16 protein-coding genes and 3 tRNA genes are annotated in these 19,801 nt (G+C 32.4%); 7 read left to right on the top strand and 12 right to left on the bottom strand.

The genetic code is table 11. The annotated features are described in order from the left end of the window. The first annotated feature begins 7 nt into the window (after positions 1–7). Both hutH and DPN68_RS10145 read left to right on the top strand, forming a co-directional pair. A complete protein-coding gene (gene hutH, locus DPN68_RS10150) occupies positions 8–1,510 on the top strand; it encodes a histidine ammonia-lyase (protein ID WP_113989545.1) in 1,503 nt (500 codons plus the stop codon). A gap of 33 nt (positions 1,511–1,543) precedes the next feature. Then, positions 1,544–2,005 carry a hypothetical protein gene (locus DPN68_RS10145; RefSeq protein ID WP_113989544.1) on the top strand — a complete coding sequence of 154 codons (462 nt, stop codon included), beginning with the start codon at positions 1,544–1,546 and terminating at the stop codon, positions 2,003–2,005. Between the two features lie 88 nt (positions 2,006–2,093). On the opposite strand, the gene DPN68_RS10140 is transcribed toward DPN68_RS10145, so the two are convergent. The 5 genes from DPN68_RS10140 to DPN68_RS10120 all read right to left on the bottom strand — a co-directional run bounded on the left by DPN68_RS10140 (position 2,094) and on the right by DPN68_RS10120 (position 9,431). Beyond that, on the bottom strand, positions 2,094–2,456 hold the full coding sequence (locus DPN68_RS10140; protein ID WP_113989543.1) for a DUF1304 domain-containing protein: 363 nt from the start codon (positions 2,454–2,456) through the stop codon (positions 2,094–2,096). Continuing rightward, a complete protein-coding gene (locus DPN68_RS10135) occupies positions 2,453–2,632 on the bottom strand; it encodes a GldL-related protein (protein WP_113989542.1) in 180 nt (59 codons plus the stop codon). The genes DPN68_RS10140 and DPN68_RS10135 overlap by 4 nt, the downstream gene beginning before the upstream one ends. A gap of 4 nt (positions 2,633–2,636) precedes the next feature. Then, on the bottom strand, positions 2,637–5,366 hold the full coding sequence (locus DPN68_RS10130) for a DEAD/DEAH box helicase family protein (RefSeq protein WP_113989541.1): 2,730 nt from the start codon (positions 5,364–5,366) through the stop codon (positions 2,637–2,639). An 85-nt stretch (positions 5,367–5,451) separates the two neighbouring features. Beyond that, the gene (gene rimK, locus DPN68_RS10125; RefSeq protein WP_113989540.1) at positions 5,452–6,819 is read right to left on the bottom strand and encodes a 30S ribosomal protein S6--L-glutamate ligase; all 1,368 of its coding nucleotides are present in this window, start codon (positions 6,817–6,819) and stop codon (positions 5,452–5,454) included. A gap of 65 nt (positions 6,820–6,884) precedes the next feature. Continuing rightward, a complete protein-coding gene (locus DPN68_RS10120) occupies positions 6,885–9,431 on the bottom strand; it encodes an ATP-dependent Clp protease ATP-binding subunit (protein ID WP_113989539.1) in 2,547 nt (848 codons plus the stop codon). A gap of 257 nt (positions 9,432–9,688) precedes the next feature. On the opposite strand from DPN68_RS10120, the gene gyrA reads away from it, so the two are divergent. Continuing rightward, positions 9,689–12,241 carry a DNA gyrase subunit A gene (gyrA, locus tag DPN68_RS10115; RefSeq protein WP_113989538.1) on the top strand — a complete coding sequence of 851 codons (2,553 nt, stop codon included), beginning with the start codon at positions 9,689–9,691 and terminating at the stop codon, positions 12,239–12,241. 56 nt (positions 12,242–12,297) lie between these two features. Beyond that, positions 12,298–13,401, top strand: a complete 1,104-nt coding sequence (locus DPN68_RS10110) for a tetratricopeptide repeat protein (protein WP_133256593.1) — start codon at positions 12,298–12,300, stop codon at positions 13,399–13,401. A 30-nt stretch (positions 13,402–13,431) separates the two neighbouring features. Here the strand turns inward: DPN68_RS10110 and DPN68_RS10105 are convergent, their stop codons facing one another. Both DPN68_RS10105 and DPN68_RS10100 read right to left on the bottom strand, forming a co-directional pair. Then, positions 13,432–14,193 (bottom strand): C40 family peptidase, encoded by a 762-nt coding sequence (locus DPN68_RS10105; RefSeq protein ID WP_113989536.1) that lies wholly within the window; start codon positions 14,191–14,193, stop codon positions 13,432–13,434. 67 nt (positions 14,194–14,260) lie between these two features. Continuing rightward, positions 14,261–15,439, bottom strand: coding sequence for an acetyl-CoA C-acyltransferase (locus DPN68_RS10100; RefSeq protein WP_113989535.1), 1,179 nt, complete (start codon positions 15,437–15,439; stop codon positions 14,261–14,263). 265 nt (positions 15,440–15,704) lie between these two features. Here DPN68_RS10100 and DPN68_RS10095 point away from each other — a divergent pair. The 3 genes from DPN68_RS10095 (at position 15,705) to DPN68_RS10085 (ending at position 16,033) form a co-directional block, all read left to right on the top strand. After that, positions 15,705–15,788: transfer RNA gene (locus DPN68_RS10095), tRNA-Ser, on the top strand. An 82-nt stretch (positions 15,789–15,870) separates the two neighbouring features. Next, a tRNA-Pro gene (locus DPN68_RS10090) sits at positions 15,871–15,945 on the top strand. A 14-nt stretch (positions 15,946–15,959) separates the two neighbouring features. Beyond that, positions 15,960–16,033 (top strand) — tRNA-Arg (locus DPN68_RS10085). Between the two features lie 50 nt (positions 16,034–16,083). On the opposite strand, the gene DPN68_RS10080 is transcribed toward DPN68_RS10085, so the two are convergent. From DPN68_RS10080 to DPN68_RS10060, 5 genes are read right to left on the bottom strand one after another with little or no spacing between them, the layout of a single operon-like run. Continuing rightward, the gene (locus DPN68_RS10080; protein WP_113989534.1) at positions 16,084–16,644 is read right to left on the bottom strand and encodes a hypothetical protein; all 561 of its coding nucleotides are present in this window, start codon (positions 16,642–16,644) and stop codon (positions 16,084–16,086) included. Further along, positions 16,637–17,827, bottom strand: a complete 1,191-nt coding sequence (locus tag DPN68_RS10075) for a THUMP-like domain-containing protein (protein ID WP_113989533.1) — start codon at positions 17,825–17,827, stop codon at positions 16,637–16,639. Before DPN68_RS10075 ends, DPN68_RS10080 begins: the two co-directional genes overlap by 8 nt. Before the next feature lies 1 nt (position 17,828). Further along, positions 17,829–18,917, bottom strand: a complete 1,089-nt coding sequence (locus DPN68_RS10070; RefSeq protein WP_113989532.1) for an AI-2E family transporter — start codon at positions 18,915–18,917, stop codon at positions 17,829–17,831. A 27-nt stretch (positions 18,918–18,944) separates the two neighbouring features. Then, entirely contained in the window at positions 18,945–19,586 is a 642-nt protein-coding gene (locus DPN68_RS10065) for a DUF4159 domain-containing protein (protein WP_113989531.1), read from the bottom strand. Continuing rightward, positions 19,579–19,794 carry a hypothetical protein gene (locus tag DPN68_RS10060; protein WP_113989530.1) on the bottom strand — a complete coding sequence of 72 codons (216 nt, stop codon included), beginning with the start codon at positions 19,792–19,794 and terminating at the stop codon, positions 19,579–19,581. The genes DPN68_RS10065 and DPN68_RS10060 overlap by 8 nt, the downstream gene beginning before the upstream one ends. Between the last annotated feature and the right edge of the window lie 7 nt (positions 19,795–19,801).

The raw sequence follows: 19,801 nt of genomic DNA, 5'->3' as shown, positions 1-19,801 counted from the left end.
AACTACCATGGAAAATACACATTATATAAGTTCTGATTTACTTTCAATTGAAACGATAAATACCATAATTTCAAACGATTACAAGTTGGCTTTATCAGAAGAAGCAAAAGTGAATATCGTAAAATGCAGAAGCTATTTGGATGCCAAAATGCTTTCCAATGACAAACCTATTTATGGTATTAATACTGGTTTTGGTTCTTTATGCAATGTAAAGATTTCGGATGAAAATTTATCTAAATTACAAGAAAACTTAGTAAAATCACACGCTTGTGGAACAGGAGATGAAGTGCCGCTTGAAGTGGTTAAAATCATGTTATTACTAAAAATCCAATCCCTAAGTTACGGACATTCAGGTGTGCAATTAGTAACTGTGGAGCGTTTAATTGATTTTTACAACAACGACATTTTACCCGTAATTTATACATTAGGTTCATTAGGTGCTTCGGGTGATTTGGCTCCTTTGGCACATTTATCGTTGCCATTACTTGGTGAAGGAGAAGTTTATATGGATGGTTTTCGTCAACCGGCTTCAAAAGCATTACAAAAAATGGGTTGGGAACCAATAGTTTTACAATCCAAAGAAGGTTTAGCCATGTTAAATGGAACCCAATTTATGAGTGCTTACGGTGTTTATTCCTTAATTAAAGCGGAAAAGTTATCGTATTTAGCAGATGTTATTGGTGCCATTTCTTTGGAAGGATTTGATGGAAGAATTGAACCATTTACGGATTTAATTCATTTGATTCGTCCGCACAAAGGACAAGTGGTTACAGCTGAAAGAATGCGTGATTTATTAGAAGGAAGTCAGATTATTGCACAAGAGAAAAAACAGGTACAAGATCCGTATTCGTTCCGTTGTATTCCGCAAGTGCATGGTGCTTCAAAAGATACGATTGATTATGTAAAAAAAGTTTTTCGTACCGAAATTAATTCGGTTACGGATAATCCAAATATATTTGTTGGTGAAGATTTGATTATTTCTGGAGGAAATTTCCACGGACAACCTTTAGCATTAGCATTGGATTTCCTTGGAATAGCATTGGCAGAATTAGGTAATATTTCCGAAAGAAGAACCTATCAATTAATTTCAGGTTTAAGAGAATTACCGGCATTTTTAGTGAATGATCCAGGTTTGAATTCAGGTTTTATGATTCCGCAATATACAGCTGCTAGTATTGTGAGTCAGAATAAACAATTGGCAACTCCAGCAAGCATTGATAGCATTGTTTCGAGCAACGGACAAGAAGATCATGTAAGTATGGGAGCTAATGCTGCAACGAAAACGTTACGAATTGTTGAAAACTTAGAACGTATTTTAGCGATTGAACTACTAAACGCTTCTCAAGCCTTAGAATTCAGAAGACCATTACAGTCGAGTGAATTCCTAGAAAGTTTTGTAAAATCGTACAGAGAGGAAGTTTCTTTTGTGTCGGAAGACAGAATTTTGCATTATGATATCGAGAAATCAGTTTTATTTTTAAACAGTTTTCAAATAGATTTAGAGGATTAATTAGAAAATTGCAGTAATATTTAAAAACAAAATATGAAGAAAATATTATTTTTATTAATTTCTTATTTATTTATCACTTCTTGTGAATCATTTACAGGTGAAGAAATTGCTAGATTACCAATAAATAGAGTTAGTACAAGTGAAGAAAATATTTTTGAAAAAGAAACAACTTTAAATTTAAAAAAAGATGAAGAAATTTCTTTTTGGTCCGAAATGGACGTTGAATATTCAGGAGAAGAATTTTTTCAATTCAGATTAAGAATCTACAAAAATGACAAACCTTTTGCAATTCTTGAATTCGACCCAACTGAAAAAAATATAACGATTGGAGAAATAAAAACGACTATTGGAGATAATACAAAATGGAGTTTTACTGGAAAAAATGAAGTGCTTAAAATCTCCGAAGATGGAAAATATACTTTTAAAGGAATTTTGAAATCTACAAAGAATCCGAATATCGTTGTAAATAAAGCTATAGTTATAATTAAGAAATAAATACTAAAGGCTAAAACTGATTATTACTTCTAGATTTTCATAACGATATTTTAAAAAAAGCTCAGATTCTTAGTCTGAGCTTTTTTTGTTAAAATAACAAACTCAACAAAGCAATGATAGCTGGTAAAGCTTGCACATAAAATATTTTTTTAGATTGAGTAGAGTAGTAGCCATAACAACCAGCAACTGCAACGCATATTAAAAAGAAAAAAGCGATGTTTTTACTCCAAATTTCATCAGCAATTATCACAGACCAAATTAATCCAGCAGCTAAAAATCCGTTATATAATCCTTGATTGGCGGCTAAAACTTTTGTTTTTTCGAATAAATCTTCAGGTAAACTTCTAAATACTTTTTTGGCTTTGGTTGTCCAAACAAACATTTCTAACCAAAGGAAATACAAATGCAAAAGAGCAATTACAACAATAAGTATTTTAACCCAAATTATCATTTGTGTTTAATTAATAGAACAATTAACGTAATAATTGCCGCAACTTCTGTTAACATCCCAACAGTTAATATGATGGTAGCGCCTGGCCAATGCATCAATTTAAAAAGCGAACCAACAATGGTCAAAATTATTCCAATCAGGAATAAAATTAAAGGTAATTTATATTGATTTTTCATTGTTTTATCTCCATTTATTTACGTGTTCAATTTTATCATTAAATTGTGAAGATAATGATTTTACTCTAGATTTTAAAAGAAGTTTTCTTCCATTTAATGTTCTAGTAAAAACTAATTCACACTCACCCACAAGATAATCCCATTGGTATTTAAAATATTCCGCTGATTTTTTATTTTTTCCAATTATTTCTGGAACAGAATGATAATCTTTTTGTTGAATTAAGAGTAGAAATTTATTTTTTCTAATAATCACATATCTAGGATTTTCAATTGGTCCAATTATTTCTTGTAAAGCATTAATAAAAGTTGATTTATCAAACGTTGTTCCTCCTTCTAAATGACAATATACAGCACCAAATTCATCAACTGATGTTTCTACTTTTAATTTTGAATTGTCACCACGAATTACTTCTGCTTTGATTAATGAATTTAATAAGGCATCACCAATTTGTTGAATATCTTTTGAAATATCTTTGTATTTGAAATAAAGTCTTGCTGTTTTGAAGGTTCTTCTTCCAAAAAATAATACGCCACCAATTCCAATAACTGTTAAATAAAAATAGAAATCTTGCAAGGTTTTTATATTTCTCATAACCCTTCCAAAATTTTGTAAAATTCCTTCTAAATAACCCATTATTGAAAACCCTAACGTAGTAATTAAGTTCTTAATGGTATTATTTAGGTATATTGACTTTACTGTTTTGTATTCTCTCTCCTCAGGAAATGGAATTTTTATTTCTTCCACAAGGTTTACACCCGTTGCTAATGCTTCTTTCCATCGCTGTTTTAAATTTTCTCTATCACCAGCGTAGACAAACATTTCATTGTTTTTCTTTTCGGCTTCTCCTTTATGATGAATGTTTTCGGGTAAATTCAATCTGCCAATTCCGTTTTCAATTCCGGGTTCTTCTTTGAATGAAACTCCAACAAAACTTCTAAATCTTCTTTTAAGCAAGTCAAAATCGTCTCCGCCTGAAGGTGAAGTAGGGTCAACACATACCAAATGCCAAATGTTTCCTGTTTTTTCGCTATTTCCATTTTGTGTTCTAATAGCCCTACCACGCATTTGATTGGAAAGTACAAACGAACCTACAAAACTTGCCAAGATTAAAGAATTGATTGCAGGAGCGTCCCAACCTTCTCCAAGTAATGATTTAGTACCAATTAATACCTCAATTTCCCCTTTTTGGAATATTTGGGTAACAATATGAACAATATCATGTTTGATTTGCTCGGTTTTATTTATTAGAATGTAATTGTTATCAAAAGGAACAAGGGAAGAATTGATTTGCGTGATGCCGTATTTCGCAGCTTTAACTTCAAAAGCAGGATAAGCACTTACAGGAATCATTATCATTGAACCTGTCAAAACAGCAATCTTTTTGTTCTCTTTGTTTTCTCGTCTTAATTTTTCAAAGATTGGAATAACACCAATTTTATTTAGTTCAAGATTATTTTCTAGAGCATTGATATAAAACTCTTTTCGAATAAAGTCGGAAAGAATAACTAAACGTAAACTATTGCCTAAATTTTTGTATTCAAAATCAACAATTTCTTTAATACCGTTTAGTTTACTTATACTGGAAGTCAAAAACCCTGTAACTCTTTTATTATGCGAAAAATTGATTTGCTTTCTTTCAATGGCTCCGTATCTTCTTAGTCGGTTTTCAAGTGTTATTTGATGTTCTTCAAATATCTTAAAATGTTCCTTTTCTTTATAGAGATAAAAATCTAGTAATATTTCGATCCATTCGTAATTAAGTTTTGGAATTCCCAAATTCTTATCACCAATAACTTCAAGATGAGTTTCGGGAATTTCTTTTTTGTTAGATTTTAAAAATATGAGGCAAGCCGAATAATAAGATAGATTATTATAAATCCATTCCAATTGTTTTGTTGGGTTTTGCCAAATTGGATGTTGTTCTATCGCATTAATAATAGTTTCATCAGTTTTAATTTCCTGAAATAGTTTTTCAATTTTTTGTCTGAAATCAACAATAGATTGGTTTTCATTTTCAGTTGGTGAGGTGAAATATACATAATCTTGATGTGGGCACAAATCACCTTCGATTACCAGTTCAGGAACTGAAATTTCTGTATCGACAGGTCCATTTAAATCAATATAACGTTGCCATTCTGTAGCTGTAACATCATAAGGAGGAGTAGCTGTCAATCCAACAATTATCGGGTCTAATTCTTCTTTAACCTTTGTTAATGTTTGCCACCATTCATTCTTTAAATGGTGCGCTTCGTCAACCACAATCGTTTTTATATTTTGCGCTTTTAGTCCGTTTACAATGTTGTCAAGATTTGGATTTGTTGCTCTTCCGTTTCCGTTTGTTTCTTCTGAGTCTTCTTCTTCACTTTCAATTTCTTCTTCATCAATTCGCCAATTGTTACAAGCTGCATGAAGACCTTGGTATGTGACAACAGTCATAAATTTTGGATTTCGAATGTCTCTTGAAATCCAATCAGGTGTCAAGTTGGTTTCAAGAAATAGTTCACAAAAACGCTGAATCCATTGATTTCTTATTGCAATTGTAGGCGCTAGAATTAAAGTTGGTTTATTAAGTCTTATCGCAACTTCGAGACCCAAGATAGTCTTTCCTGAACCAGGAGGAGCAATTACATGTAGATGTCCGTCAGATAGATGACTTTTTAATTCGTTAAGTACTCTATTTTGATATTTTCTCCAAGGATATTTAAATTTAATTTCTTTTGGATATTCAGTCAATTTATTTTAATTTAAAGGTAAAACTGCAAAATTTATAAGCTCATTTTAAAAATAAGTATTTTAAAAGTAGTTCTTAATTAAAGAACTACTTCCATTTGTAATGTTTCTCAATAGCTTTAATCATTTCACCAGCAATATCTTTTTGAGTTGCACCCTCAATTCCTTCCAATCCTGGAGAAGAATTTACTTCCAATAACAATGGTCCTTTTGAAGAACGAATGATATCAACACCAGCCACTTTTAAATTCATCGCTTTTGCTGCTTTGATGGCAATTCGTTTTTCTTCAGCGGTTACTTTCACAACTGATGCAGTTCCACCCATGTGAATATTCGCTCTGAATTCACCTGGAGCGGCTTCTCTTTGCATAGCTGCTACTACTTTTCCATCTACAACAAATAAACGCAAATCTTTTCCGTTTGCTTCTTTGATGAATTCCTGAACCAAGATATTGGCATTCAGACTTTTAAATGCATTAATTACGGATTCAGCCGCTTTTTTAGTTTCTGCCAAAACAACACCCTTTCCTTGTGTTCCTTCCAGTAATTTTACAATTAAAGGCGAACCACCAACCATCTTAATTAAATCGTCTGTATCTAATGGAGAATTGGCAAATCCAGTTGTAGGAATATCAACGCCACTGTTTAAAAGCAATTGCAAGGAAAATAATTTATCACGAGACTGACTTATAGCAGCTGCATTATTCAAAGCGAAAACTTTCAAGGCTTCAAATTGACGCGTTAAAGCACAACCGTAATACGTCATACTCGGTCTAATTCTTGGAATTACAGCGTCAAAATCACTTAAAATTTTTCCACCACGGTAATGAATCTCTGGATTATCAGCATCCAGTTTCATATAACAGTATTTTAGGTTTAGGAAATGCATTTCATGACCGCGTAATTCGCCAGCTTCCATGATTCTTTTGTTGCTATATAATTCTGGGTTACTAGCTAAAACGCCAATTCGTAAACCCTTTTTTTCGGAACTTTCTGTATAATAGTATTCTTTTAGTTTTTCGTTACTCGGCTGTCCTAAAAGGTATTTTTGTTCTGGATCAACCAAAATTCTTCCAGACATGGCTTCGCGTCCCAAAAGCATACGGAAACCCATGGAATCTCGATTGGTTAAAGTTACTTCAACTTCCCAACGTTTTCCTCCAATTTCCAATTGTGTACTAATCACATAACGACGCTCTCTAAAGCCGCTTGAACTCTTTACCACACGTTGGTCTACTAAAGCTGCTTCACAATGAATTACAGTTTTAGCATTATTTTGAATTGGGTTAATATCGAATTTCACCCATTCTTGACCATCTTTTTGAAAATTTTTAATATTAATTGCATGTAATGCTGAAGTTTTAGCTCCAGAATCAACTCTTGCTTTAATTGTTGGGATTCCTAGAGTAGGAAAGGAGCACCATTCTTCACTACCTACTACAACTTTGTCTTTCATTCTTTGTAAAATTTAATCTAAAGTACTGCTTTTTTTCAAATAAAAAAATAAAATTAAAAACCACGCTAGGAGCGTGGTTTTTCAGCTTTTTTGATGTCTATTGTCAGTTCATCTAGCGTTTCATCTAAATCCATAAAAATTTGATCACCTTCATGAATCTTAGAGGCTATAATCTCTTCAGCTAAAGCATCTTCAACATATTTTTGGATGGCTCTTTTTAACGGTCGCGCTCCAAACTGTCTGTCAAATCCTTTTTCTGCTATGTAATCTTTTGCTTTTTCAGACAAACTTAAATCGTATCCTAAATCTTTTACTCGATCATACAATTTAGCCATTTCAATATCAATAATTTTGTCGATATCTTCTTTTTCAAGTGCATTGAAAACAACTACATCATCAATACGGTTCAAAAATTCTGGAGCAAATGCTTTTTTCAAGGCATTTTCAATAATTCCTTTCGAATGCGTGTCTGCTTGTGCCGTTTTAGCAGCAGTTCCAAATCCAACACCTTGACCGAAATCCTTTAATTGACGTGCTCCTACATTTGAAGTCATAATGATAATGGTATTTCTAAAATCGATTTTTCGACCTAAACTATCGGTTAAATGTCCGTCATCCAAAACTTGTAACATCATATTGAATACATCAGGATGCGCTTTTTCGATTTCATCTAGTAGAACCACACAATACGGTTTTCTTCTAACTTTTTCAGTTAATTGTCCGCCTTCTTCATAACCCACATAACCTGGAGGCGCTCCCACCAAACGAGAAATTGCAAATTTTTCCATATATTCACTCATGTCGATTCGTACTAAAGCATCTTCAGAATCGAATAATTCTTTGGCAATCACTTTAGCTAATTGGGTTTTACCAACACCAGTTTGTCCCAAGAAAATAAATGAACCAATTGGCTTATTTGGATCTTTTAATCCAGCACGATTTCTTTGGATAGATTTAGCAATTTTATTTACTGCTTCGTCTTGTCCAATTACCTTACCTCTAATAAGTTCAGGTAGATGAGCTAACTTATTACTTTCAGTTTGTGCAATACGATTTACTGGAATTCCAGTCATCATAGAAACTACGTCAGCAACATTATCTTCGGTTACGGTGATTTTATTGTTTTTAGCATCTTCTTCCCATTGTTCTTGGGCAATCGCTAAATCTTTTTCGATACGTTTTTCATCATCGCGTAACTTAGCTGCTTCTTCGTATTTTTGTTTCTTAACAACGGTATTTTTCAACTCACGAACTTCTTCCAATTGGCGTTCCAATTCTAATATTTGCTTTGGAACTTCCAAATTGGTTATGTGAACTCTTGAACCTGCTTCATCCAATGCATCAATAGCTTTGTCTGGTAAAAAACGATCCGTCATGTAACGGTTAGTCAATTTCACACAAGCTTCAATAGCTTCTGGAGTATAAATAACATTGTGGTGATCTTCGTATTTTGGCTTGATATTATTCAAAATAGTAATCGTTTCTTCAACCGTAGTTGGTTCCACAATAACTTTCTGAAAACGTCTTTCTAAAGCGCCATCTTTTTCAATATATTGACGGTATTCATCTAAAGTTGTAGCACCAACACATTGAATTTCACCTCTAGCTAAAGCTGGCTTAAACATGTTTGAAGCATCTAATGATCCTGTAGCGCCACCAGCACCAACAATAGTGTGAATTTCGTCGATGAACAAAATGATGTCTTCATTCTTTTCTAGTTCGTTCATCACGGCTTTCATTCGTTCTTCGAATTGTCCGCGGTATTTGGTTCCAGCAACTAAACTGGCTAAGTCTAAAGTAACTACACGTTTGTTGAATAAAATTCGAGATACTTTTTTCTTAACAATACGTAAAGCTAAACCTTCCGCTATGGCAGATTTACCAACACCAGGTTCACCAATTAATAGTGGGTTGTTTTTCTTTCTTCTACTTAGAATTTGAGAGACACGCTCAATTTCTTTTTCACGACCAACCACAGGGTCTAATTTACCTTCTTCAGCCATTTCTGTTAAGTCGCGACCAAAATTATCTAATACAGGTGTTTTAGATTTTTTGGTAGTCTTACTTCCAGATGGAGGTGGAGAGTTAAATGCGCTTTCTTTTGCATCATCACTATCAGAATCGTCAAATGACTCCGCTTTTGGCAAGTTTTCTATAAAATCGTCTTCGTTTGTTATCATAGCGGTATATTGGTCTTTTACAATTTCGTAATCAATTTTTAGTTTGTTTAGTAATTTTGTTGTTGGGTCATTTTCGTTCCTAAGAATACACAACAACAAATGAATGGTGCTAATTTCGGAGCTGTTATACAATTTTGCTTCCAAAAAAGTAGTTTTTAAGGCTCTCTCTGCTTGACGTGTTAAATGCAAATTGCGTTTATCGTTATTTTGGATACCAGTTGCATTTGGCGGACTCATGATTTCAACTTTTCGTCTTAAGTGTTCAAAATCTACAGCCAAATTATTTAGAACAGCCATCGCTTTTCCTTGACCTTCTCGTAAAAGGCCTAACATTAGGTGTTCTGTACCAATGAAATCATGTCCCAATCGTAAAGCTTCTTCTTTGCTAAACGTTATCACATCTTTTACTCTTGGTGAAAAATTATCGTCCATATTATTTAAAATAGATTCGTGTAAAGTTACTAAGAATATAGGAAATTTCACAATTGCTATGCCGAAATTTCTCTATTAGGCTAATTGACAAAAAAAAAATGACATATAAAATACCTTTAGCAATAATTTAGTTCATTTTTTCTACATACAATTGTTAATAAATCGTTTAAAAATGCTTGAATAATTTGCTTTAAAAAAGATAAAAAGCTGTATATTGGCACGTTTTACAATGAATTATAATTTTAATATAAATACTTATGTCTGAAGGAGAAAAGTTAATTCCTATTAACATTGAAGATGAAATGAAATCAGCTTACATCGATTATTCGATGTCGGTAATTGTATCAAGAGCGCTTCCTGATGTTAGAGATGGCTTGAAACCCGTACATCGAAGAGTACTTTATGGAATGTATGATTTGGGAGTTAACTCAAGGTCTGCCCACAAAAAATCAGCAAGAATTGTTGGAGAAGTTTTAGGTAAGTATCACCCACACGGAGATACTTCAGTATATGATGCCATGGTACGTATGGCTCAAGAATGGAGTATGCGTTATTTGTTGGTTGATGGACAAGGTAACTTTGGATCTGTTGATGGCGATAGTCCGGCAGCAATGCGTTATACGGAAGCTAGAATGAAAAAGATTTCTGAAGAGATGTTGGCAGATATCGATAAAGAAACAGTAGATTTCCAATTAAACTTTGACGATACATTGCAAGAACCAACAGTAATGCCAACAAAGGTTCCAACACTGTTAATCAATGGAGCTTCGGGTATTGCAGTAGGTATGGCAACTAATATGGCACCTCATAACTTAACTGAGGTTGTAAATGGAACTTTAGCTTACATTGATAACAACGATATTGAAATTGATGAGTTAATGAATCATATTAAAGCCCCTGATTTTCCAACAGGTGGTATTATTTATGGTTATGAAGGAGTAAGAGAAGCTTTCAAAACAGGAAGAGGACGTATTGTGATGCGTGCTAAAGTTAGTTTTGAAGAAGTAAACGGTAGAGAAGCAATTATTGTGACTGAAATTCCTTATCAAGTGAACAAAGCAAATATGATTAAACATACTGCTGATTTAGTTAATGATAAGAAAATTGAAGGTATTTCTAATATTCGTGATGAATCGGATAGAAATGGAATGCGTGTGGTTTATGAATTAAAACGTGATGCAGTTCCAAATGTAGTTTTAAATACACTCTATAAATATACACAATTACAATCCTCTTTTAGTGTAAACAATATTGCATTGGTAAAAGGTCGACCACAAATGTTGAATTTGAAAGACTTAATTTACCATTTCGTAGAACACCGCCATGATGTAGTTGTTCGCAGAGCGCAATTTGATTTAAGAAAAGCGGAAGAGCGTGCACATATTTTAGAAGGATTAATTATTGCTTCTGATAATATTGATGAAGTAATTGCATTGATTCGTTCATCTAAAGATGGAGATGAAGCTAGAGGGAAATTAATTGAACGTTTCAATTTATCTGATATTCAAGCGCGTGCTATTGTTGAAATGCGTTTACGTCAATTAACTGGACTAGAGCAAGACAAATTACGTGCAGAATATGAAGAAATCATGAAGTTAATTGAACATTTGAGAGCTTTACTTGCAAGTAAAGAACTTAGAATGGAATTAATCAAAGAAGAATTAGCCGAAATTAGAGATAAATACGGAGACGAAAGACGTTCTGTTATTGAATATGCTGGAGGAGATGTAAGTATCGAAGATTTAATTGCTGATGAGCAAGTGGTAGTAACTATTTCGCATGCGGGTTATATCAAACGTACATCACTTTCTGAGTACAAAACCCAAAATAGAGGAGGAGTTGGACAAAAGAGTGCCGCAACAAGAGATCAAGATTTCTTAGAGCATTTATTTGTTGCTACAAACCATCAGTATTTGATGTTCTTTACACAAAAAGGAAAATGTTTCTGGATGCGTGTTTATGAAATTCCAGAAGGAACCAAAGCAAGTAAAGGAAGAGCTATTCAAAACATTGTTAACATTGAGAGTGACGATAAAGTAAAAGCATTCATTTGTACTCAAGATCTTAAAAACGAAGAATACATCAATAGTCATTATGTGATTATGGTAACGAAACAAGGTCAGGTTAAGAAAACATCTTTGGAGCAGTATTCTCGTCCGCGTCAAAATGGAATTAATGCTATAACAATTAAAGAAGACGACGAATTAATCGGTGCAAAACTAACTACAGGAAATAGTCAAGTATTAGTTGCTGTGAAATCAGGTAAGTTAGTTCGTTTTGAAGAAGAGAAAACCCGTCCAATGGGAAGAACAGCTTCGGGAGTTAGAGGAATTACATTAGCTGATGAAAAAGATGAAGTTATTGGGATGGTTTCTATAGATAAAGATCATGTTGCTGATTCACAAATTTTGGTAGTAACTGAAAATGGATATGGAAAACGTACTAAAGTGGTAGATGAAGATGGTGAAGATGTGTACAGAATTACCAATAGAGGAGGAAAAGGTGTGAAAACTTTAAATATTACTGAAAAAACGGGACAATTGATTTCTATCAATGATGTAACCGATGAAGATGATTTGATGATTATCAATAAATCAGGATTAACCATTAGAATGAAAGTTTCTGATTTACGAGTAATGGGTAGAGCTACGCAAGGTGTTCGTTTAATTAATATTAAAGGTTCTGATTCTATTGCGGCTGTAACTAAAGTTTTACGTGAAGACGAAGACGAAATAATTGAAGACGAAACTCAAGACAACACTGAAAGCAGCGATACTGGCACGGATGTTGATTCTGAAGAAACAAATTAATTAACCTAATAGCTCATTCGTAATGGGTTGAGTTATTTTACTTTAAATTTTTATTTATGAAAAGACTATTATTAACTACAACTCTATTGTTTTCGATACTCTCTTTTTCTCAAAAAGAAGAAATGAAGACATTAAAAAAACTTTATTCAAAAGAAAAACCTTCTCCAAAAGATGTAGAAAATTATAAAACTGCATTAAGTGGGCTACAAAATGTTGTAAAGGAAGAAAATGATAAAGTTTACGCCAATTTTTATAAAGGAATGTTACCAATTTTTGAGTTAAGTTCTTTAGGTGATGCCTCTTTATCTCCTGCTGAGCAAATGAAACTGTTTACACCTGAAAATTTGAATAATTTTTTTATTGCAGTAACTGAAACAAGAGATTATGAAGCCAAAACGGGTATAAAAATTCATACAGATGATATCAATAAGACATTAAGTTTTTTTAATCCATTATTATCTAATGCTGGTTTTCAATTAATAGCAGCTAATCAGTACAAACAAGCATCAGATGTTTTTTATCTCTTATATAATTTAGATAAGAAAAATGGTTTAAATTTAGACAATGCAGCACGTTTAGCTTATCAAGCTGAAGAATATATTTTATCTGAAAAACTTTTTGATGAATACCTAGAAAGTGATTATTTTAAAACGGGAGTATCATATTACGCTACTAATTTAGCTTCTGGTGTTGAAGAATTATTTCCTGACAAAAGTTCACGTTCTAAGGTATTGACATTAAAGACTCATGAAAAACCAAGGGACGTAAAAGTAAATAGCAGTAGTGCTGAAGTATATAAAATAGTAGCTGATTTAGCATCTTTTAATGGAAATAAAGAAAAAGCAAAAAAATATTTTGATTTAGCTTTAGAAAAAACTCCAGATGATAGTGATTTATTGAAATTGGTTTCAAATTTTTATTTACAATTAGGTTATGATAAAATTAAAGATGAGGAATCATTAATTAATGAGTTAAATAAAAATTCTGATAATAAAAAAGTTTTTAATGAGCTAATGGAAAAAAGAAAGAATTTATTTAGAGATGCATTACCAAATTTTGAAACTGCTTACAAGTTTGATAAGGAAAATATAGCGGCCAAGGAAATTTTGAAAGCAACTTACGAAATTCTTGAAATGAAAGACAAAGCGTCTAAACTATAAAAAAAGTCCCGATAAAAATCGGGACTTTTTTTATACTATTTTTTTAATTACTCTTAATTTGTGCGTATGTCTATTTAATTCTGCATTGTAAACTCCTAAATGATCTAATCTATCAATTCTTACTTTACCCGAAGCGTGAATGATATAATTGTTTTCCATGAGAATGCCAACGTGGATAATTTTTCCTTCGTCATTATCAAAAAAAGCTAAATCTCCAGGTTCGCTTTCTTCAATAAAACTTAAAGGTTCGCCTTGATTGGCTTGTTGGGAAGCATCTCTAAAAAGGTGAAAGCCATTTAATTTATAGACCATCTGCGTAAAACCTGAACAATCAATACCAAAAGGAGATTTTCCACCCCAAAGATAAGGAGCGTTCATATACATAAAAGCTGTTTTAACTAATGCAGATTTTTCTTTCACACCACAAATCTTCATACCTTCATAGCTGAATTTTTCTACATTTATTTCTTCGTTTTCTAAGAAAGCTAAAGAAGAACCAAGTGGAATTGGAATTAAATTGCTATTTGTATTAGAAATATATTCTATTAAATCCGCACTTAAAACATTAGTTGAAGAATTAAGGTAATTGTATTGTTCTTCAGTAATTGTTTGGTATTGTTTTCTATCTATCCAACCGATATAGCTATCAAAAGCAATTTCAATTTGCACCCATTTGGGTTGAATTTCCAAAATTTTAAAGTGCTCACCAAATAATAATTGCGAAACTTGCTCGCTTCTATCACTAGCTTCAGCTCTTACAGGTACAATGGCTAGATTACAAATTCCAAACATTTATAAAAAGTATGAATTAAAAATGAGTTGGAACATGAAAACACATACCAACTCATATATGATAATTTTATGCTCTTTCAATAACAATTGCAGAAGCTCCACCGCCACCATTACAAATAGCAGCAGCACCTAATTTAGCATTGTTTTGTTCTAAAACATTGATTAAAGTTACAATAATTCTAGCACCAGAACAACCTAGTGGATGACCTAAAGAAACAGCCCCACCATTCACATTTACTTTGTCGTTTGGTAAACCCAAAATTTTTGCATTTGCTAAACCAACAACTGAAAATGCTTCATTAAATTCAAAGAATTCAATATCAGAAGTTTTTAAGCCCGCTTTATCTAATGCCTTTGGAAGTGCTTTCGCTGGAGCTGTTGTAAACCATTTTGGTTCTTGAGCCGCATCAGCATATGACTTAATGTAAGCTAGAGGTTTTAATCCTAAAGCATTTGCTTTTTCTTCACTCATTAAAATTAATGCAGCAGCACCATCATTAATTGTTGAAGCATTAGCAGCAGTAACCGTTCCTTCTTTAGTGAAAACAGCAGCTAATGTTGGAATTTTATCTAATTTTACGTTTGTATATTCTTCGTCTTTAGTAACTACAATTGGGTCACCTTTTCTTTGTGGTACTTCAACTGGTACAATTTCTGTATCAAATTTACCCGCTTCCCAAGCTGCAGCTGAACGTTGGTAAGATTGAATTGCAAAATTATCTTGCTCTTCTCTTGAAATGTTATGCTCTGAAGCACAGAAATCTGCAGCAACACCCATTGCGTTGTTATCATAGGCGTCAACTAATCCGTCTTTTTGCATTCCGTCAACTAAAGATGTTGGTCCAAATTTTACACCATTTCTCATGTGAACGTAATGAGGAATTAAACTCATGTTTTCCATACCACCAGCAACAACAACTTCCGCATCGCCAGACATAATAGCTTGAGCACCTTGCATTACTGCTTTCATTCCACTAGCACAAACTTTATTAATTGTAGTACATGGAACACTATTTGGTAACCCAGCATATAAAGCTGCTTGACGAGCTGGTGCTTGACCATTTCCAGCTTGAACTACATTACCCATTAAAACTTCGTCAACTAAATTTGGGTCAAGATTAATTTTATTTAAAGCTCCTTTAATTGCTGCAGCTCCTAATTTAGTAGCAGGAACAGAAGATAAAGCTCCCATGAAACTTCCAATAGGAGTTCTAACAGCAGAAACTATTACAACTTTTTTACTCATGATTGTGTTTATTTTGTTTGAATTGCGAATTTACTATTTTTATTTATAGTACCCTATTATTTTTTAAAATATCCCTATTTCTAAATGGAATGACACATAAAGCAAGATTTTATTTAAATATTTTTTTCTTGTATAGTGTTGAAATTTAATTGATTCCAAATCGAAAATTAAAAATGATAAAAAAAACACTAAAAAAGGTTGTAAAATCCAATAGGAAATCTTAGATTTGCAACCGCAAAAAAGATAAGTTCTTGTAAAGATTATTGGAGAGGTGCCGGAGTGGTAACGGAGCAGATTGCTAATCTGTCGACGGGTAACCGTCGCCAGGGTTCGAGTCCCTGTCTCTCCGCTTTTTTTGCTTTAGGGTTTACCATAGCCTAGTTATTGCGTCCCGATTGTAGGGAGTCGTATTAACGAATTGCAATTGTTTTCGGGGTGTAGCGTAGCCCGGTTATCGCGCCTGCTTTGGGAGCAGGAGGTCGCAGGTTCGAATCCTGCCACCCCGACGAAAATGTTTTTAGGTTGCGTAGCTCAGCTGGATAGAGCAACTCACTTCTAATGAGTAGGTCCCAGGTTCGAATCCTGGCGCGATCACAAAAAGCCTTGCATTTGCAAGGCTTTTTTGTTTGTATAAACTTCTTATATTATTCTACGCAATGCAAATAATCCATGAAAAATGTCTCAGGATTAGAAGTTTCCATTAAGGTTTCTGAAAAAAGCAGCTTTTTTAGAACGTAACTTTTGTTGTCTGCGGTGTACTGAATTCGCATTAAAGAAACTGGACTCTTCTTTAGTTCTTCGTAATTTTCTTTAGTAAATAAGAAAAAACCGTTTAAAATTCGTGTATTGATGCCGTCTTTTGATGATAGTTGGCTACAAACATCTTCGTTATAACTTATCAAATTCACTATTTTTCCATTGGCAAGTTGTAACACTACTTTTGATTTTTGGTTCAAACAGGTTGTTGGAATAAAATCTTTGCTGTTTTGTACTTGTTGCACTTGTAACATTGGTACTCCATTGGAATTCAGTAAACTAAAGAATAAATAATCGGAGTTTGTACCTAAAACTCGTTCATGAATCAGTTTCGATTGCATTAATTTGGTTGAAGTAGAATCGGTTTTTTGATCGATTTCGAAAATACAATCTTTATTTTGAGCATGTAAAAATATAGGGAAGAGCAGTAGTAAGATAATTTTATTCATGGTTTTCAATTTTTTCGCAAAGTAATACTATTTTTTCATTGTTTAGATTGGTTGTAAAAAAAGCAAAGATTGTACCACCATCACTAATTTTATGTTTTTTCTTTATTTCATCTACTTTTAAAGGGAAATTTCTTGTGGTAACATTCATTTTTTTGTTCAATAAATGTGTTTTGATTTCGTTTTTTTGATACGGAATTGCTGTAATAATTTCAAAATTTCTTCCTGAAAATGGTTGTAATAAATCACTAGTGTATAAATGGGAATGTTGGTGTAATTTGTCAACAGAAAAAATGGATGATATAGCTTCAAAACATCCTGATTTCATTAGAGCTGCATTAGGTTCATACAAATATTTTTTTGGTAAACTATAAGTCGCAGTTTCATTACTTTTCAATGCAATCTCATTCTGAAAAACTCTATTTTTTTCAAAATTTATAGTGGTTATAACTGGAATTGAATTCCAATTTTTCTCTATTTCCCAAAGCAATTCTTTGACTTCATTTTCAACGGCAACTATGTGAATTTTTTTTACGTTTTTTAGTTCGTTTAAACCTGCTTGAATATCTAGAATTGGAGCGGTTTTTACTAGAATTTTATTGGAATAAGTAAAATAAAAATCTTGTAAATCTACCACATTTGGTAAACAATCAGCTAGTAGGAACACTTTACCTTTTGTATCATTTCTTCTGGATGGATCAATGTAAATGGTGTCGAATTTTTGGTTTAAATCTTTCAATAGAACAGCACTATCACCAGCAAAACATTCCATGTTATCAACTTGCAACTGTTTGCAATTGTGTTTAACAATTTCAGAAAGTTCTGCATTGATTTCAGAGTGAATTACTTTTTCTACCACTTTTGAAAAATAATAATCATCAACTCCAAAACCTCCAGTTAAATCAATTACAGATGTTCCGCTAAGCAAAGAAGCTTTGTATTTAGCCGTAATTTCAGAAGAAGTTTGTTCAATGGATATTTTCTCTGGATAAATGATGTTATTGGCATGATACCAAGTAGGTAATTTATCTTTTGCTTTTTGTTTGGCAGCAATTTGGTTAAGAAGTACGCTATAAGGAATTTCAGGAAACGGATTTTTCTTTAATGCCAATTGGTTGATGTTAACCGAACCATTTTCAGAAATAAATTGCTGAATTTCTGGTTGTAAAATTTTAGAAAAATCCACGTTACATTTTTTTCGTTAAAGCTTTTATGATTTTGTTTTCAGGTAAAAATTCTTTACCAATGACTTTTAAACTGGTATAAACAGGAACCGCGATAATCATTCCAGTAATTCCCAATAAAATTCCAGCAGCTAGAATAACTAAGAAAATTTCTAACGGATGTGATTTGGTGCTTTTGGAAAAAATTAAAGGTTGGTTCACATTGTTATCAATTAGTTGGACAATTATTAAACCAATTAAGACATATAAAGTTTTTGGAAGTGTTTCAGTAACAAAATCCATTTGCATTCCGCTTAACATGATTAAAACGGAAGCTACAAGCATTCCTAAAAGCGGACCAATGTAAGGAATGATGTTCAAAATAGCACAAAGTAATGCAATAATAAACGAATTTTCAACACCAAAAATCAGGAAAACAACTAAATACAATATTAAAATAATAAAGAGTTGTAGAAGCAATCCCAAGAAATATCTAGATAATAAATCCCTAATTTTTTGAATAGAATTCAAAACTTTAGCTTCTTGATCATCAGGTAAAACGAATTTAAAACCATTAAAGATGCTGTGTTTTTCACTTAATAAAAAGAAAGTAATAAACAAGACAGAGAATAATCCCATTCCTAAATTACCCAGAATTCCAACAATGTTGTTAAAAATTTTAGAAACAAAATTAAAGTTAAACGAGGATGTGTATTGCGATGGATTTAAAATACTCTGTAAATCTATGTTGTAAGAACTTAAAAATAAAGTTAAGTTTTCCATCAAACGATTATAATTGGCTTCCAAAGAACTAATATCAAGTAGTGATAAATTATCTCCTTGTTTTAAGATTAACGGAACAAATAAAAATACAAAACCAACAATCATTAATAGGAATAGAATTAAAGTTGTAATTACAGCAATTGTATTTTTAAATTTTAATCGTTGGTTTAAGAATTTAACAATCGGATTTGCCATTAAAGCAATTACAATGGCAATTACAATATAAATTATCAAAGAAAAAAGTGCGTAAAGCAAATAAAATAAAGCACTTACGCCTAATAAAATGAATATGGTTCGTAGTAATCCGTTTGAAAGTTCTTTTGCATTCATATTCAAAAATAGTAAAAAACTACCAAATTAATTGTGAAAAACGTAAAATAGAATATTAGCACCCATTTTCAGTGCTTTCTCTCTAATTGCTGGTGGATTATTATGTACTTCAATATCTTCCCAGCCATCACCTAAATCGCATTCATAAGTGTAGAGCAGTGCTAATCTATTTTCAATGAAAATACCTAAAGCTTGTGGAGCTTTTTTATCATGTTCATGGATTTTTGGTAATCCATTAGGAAAATTATAAGGTTTTTGAAAAATAGGATGATTGTTTGGAATCACTTGTAATTCTTTATCTGGAAATAGTTTTTTGATTTCTTTTCGCACGAACTCATCCATGCCATAATTATCGTCAATGTGAAGAAATCCGCCTGAAAGGAGATAGTTTCTTAAGTTTTGAATATCATTGGAACTAAAAACGACATTTCCATGTCCGGTCATGTGAATAAAAGGATACGAAAAAATTTCAGCGCTGCCCACATCAACCGTAGCGATTTTAGGTTTAATTTTTGTTTGAATATTTTGGTTAGTAAATTTCACCAAATTGGGTAATGAGGTTGGATTAGCATACCAATCGCCACCGCCATTGTATTTTAAAACGGCAACTTCTTGAGAAAATCCCAAATTCCAAAAGAGTAAAATTCCGAGAAATAAAAATTTATTCATTTTTTGATTTATTATATGAACTTCTTGCTTGAAATGCAAATAGTATACAACCTAAAAACAAGAACAATTTAGTATAAGAATCTTCTATTGTAACTAAAAAAACAATTGACAAAATAGTAAGAAAAACCAATACTAATATTAATCCTGTTTTATTCCCAACTTTGTCTAATAAAACGATGTCTACTAATGCATTTAGAAAGTCTTTCATTTGGATT

This window comes from Flavobacterium tibetense, assembly GCF_003293845.1.
In the GTDB taxonomy this organism is placed as follows: domain Bacteria; phylum Bacteroidota; class Bacteroidia; order Flavobacteriales; family Flavobacteriaceae; genus Flavobacterium; species Flavobacterium tibetense.
Note: the sequence above shows the minus strand (reverse complement) of the source record. Positions and strands in the feature narration are given on the sequence as shown.

Excerpts from the sequence above, each read along its gene's own strand:
- DPN68_RS10060 (WP_113989530.1), bottom strand. The coding sequence starts at position 19,794 with ATGAAAGACTTTCTAAATGCATTAGTAGACATCGTTTTATTAGACAAA.
- hutH (WP_113989545.1), top strand. The coding sequence starts at position 8 with ATGGAAAATACACATTATATAAGTTCTGATTTACTTTCAATTGAAACG.
- DPN68_RS10135 (WP_113989542.1), bottom strand. The coding sequence starts at position 2,632 with ATGAAAAATCAATATAAATTACCTTTAATTTTATTCCTGATTGGAATA.
- gyrA (WP_113989538.1), top strand. The coding sequence starts at position 9,689 with ATGTCTGAAGGAGAAAAGTTAATTCCTATTAACATTGAAGATGAAATG.
- DPN68_RS10080 (WP_113989534.1), bottom strand. The coding sequence starts at position 16,644 with ATGAATAAAATTATCTTACTACTGCTCTTCCCTATATTTTTACATGCT.
- DPN68_RS10105 (WP_113989536.1), bottom strand. The coding sequence starts at position 14,193 with ATGTTTGGAATTTGTAATCTAGCCATTGTACCTGTAAGAGCTGAAGCT.
- DPN68_RS10100 (WP_113989535.1), bottom strand. The coding sequence starts at position 15,439 with ATGAGTAAAAAAGTTGTAATAGTTTCTGCTGTTAGAACTCCTATTGGA.
- DPN68_RS10140 (WP_113989543.1), bottom strand. The coding sequence starts at position 2,456 with ATGATAATTTGGGTTAAAATACTTATTGTTGTAATTGCTCTTTTGCAT.
- DPN68_RS10120 (WP_113989539.1), bottom strand. The coding sequence starts at position 9,431 with ATGGACGATAATTTTTCACCAAGAGTAAAAGATGTGATAACGTTTAGC.
- DPN68_RS10070 (WP_113989532.1), bottom strand. The coding sequence starts at position 18,917 with ATGAATGCAAAAGAACTTTCAAACGGATTACTACGAACCATATTCATT.
- DPN68_RS10065 (WP_113989531.1), bottom strand. The coding sequence starts at position 19,586 with ATGAATAAATTTTTATTTCTCGGAATTTTACTCTTTTGGAATTTGGGA.
- rimK (WP_113989540.1), bottom strand. The coding sequence starts at position 6,819 with ATGAAAGACAAAGTTGTAGTAGGTAGTGAAGAATGGTGCTCCTTTCCT.
- DPN68_RS10145 (WP_113989544.1), top strand. The coding sequence starts at position 1,544 with ATGAAGAAAATATTATTTTTATTAATTTCTTATTTATTTATCACTTCT.
- DPN68_RS10110 (WP_133256593.1), top strand. The coding sequence starts at position 12,298 with ATGAAAAGACTATTATTAACTACAACTCTATTGTTTTCGATACTCTCT.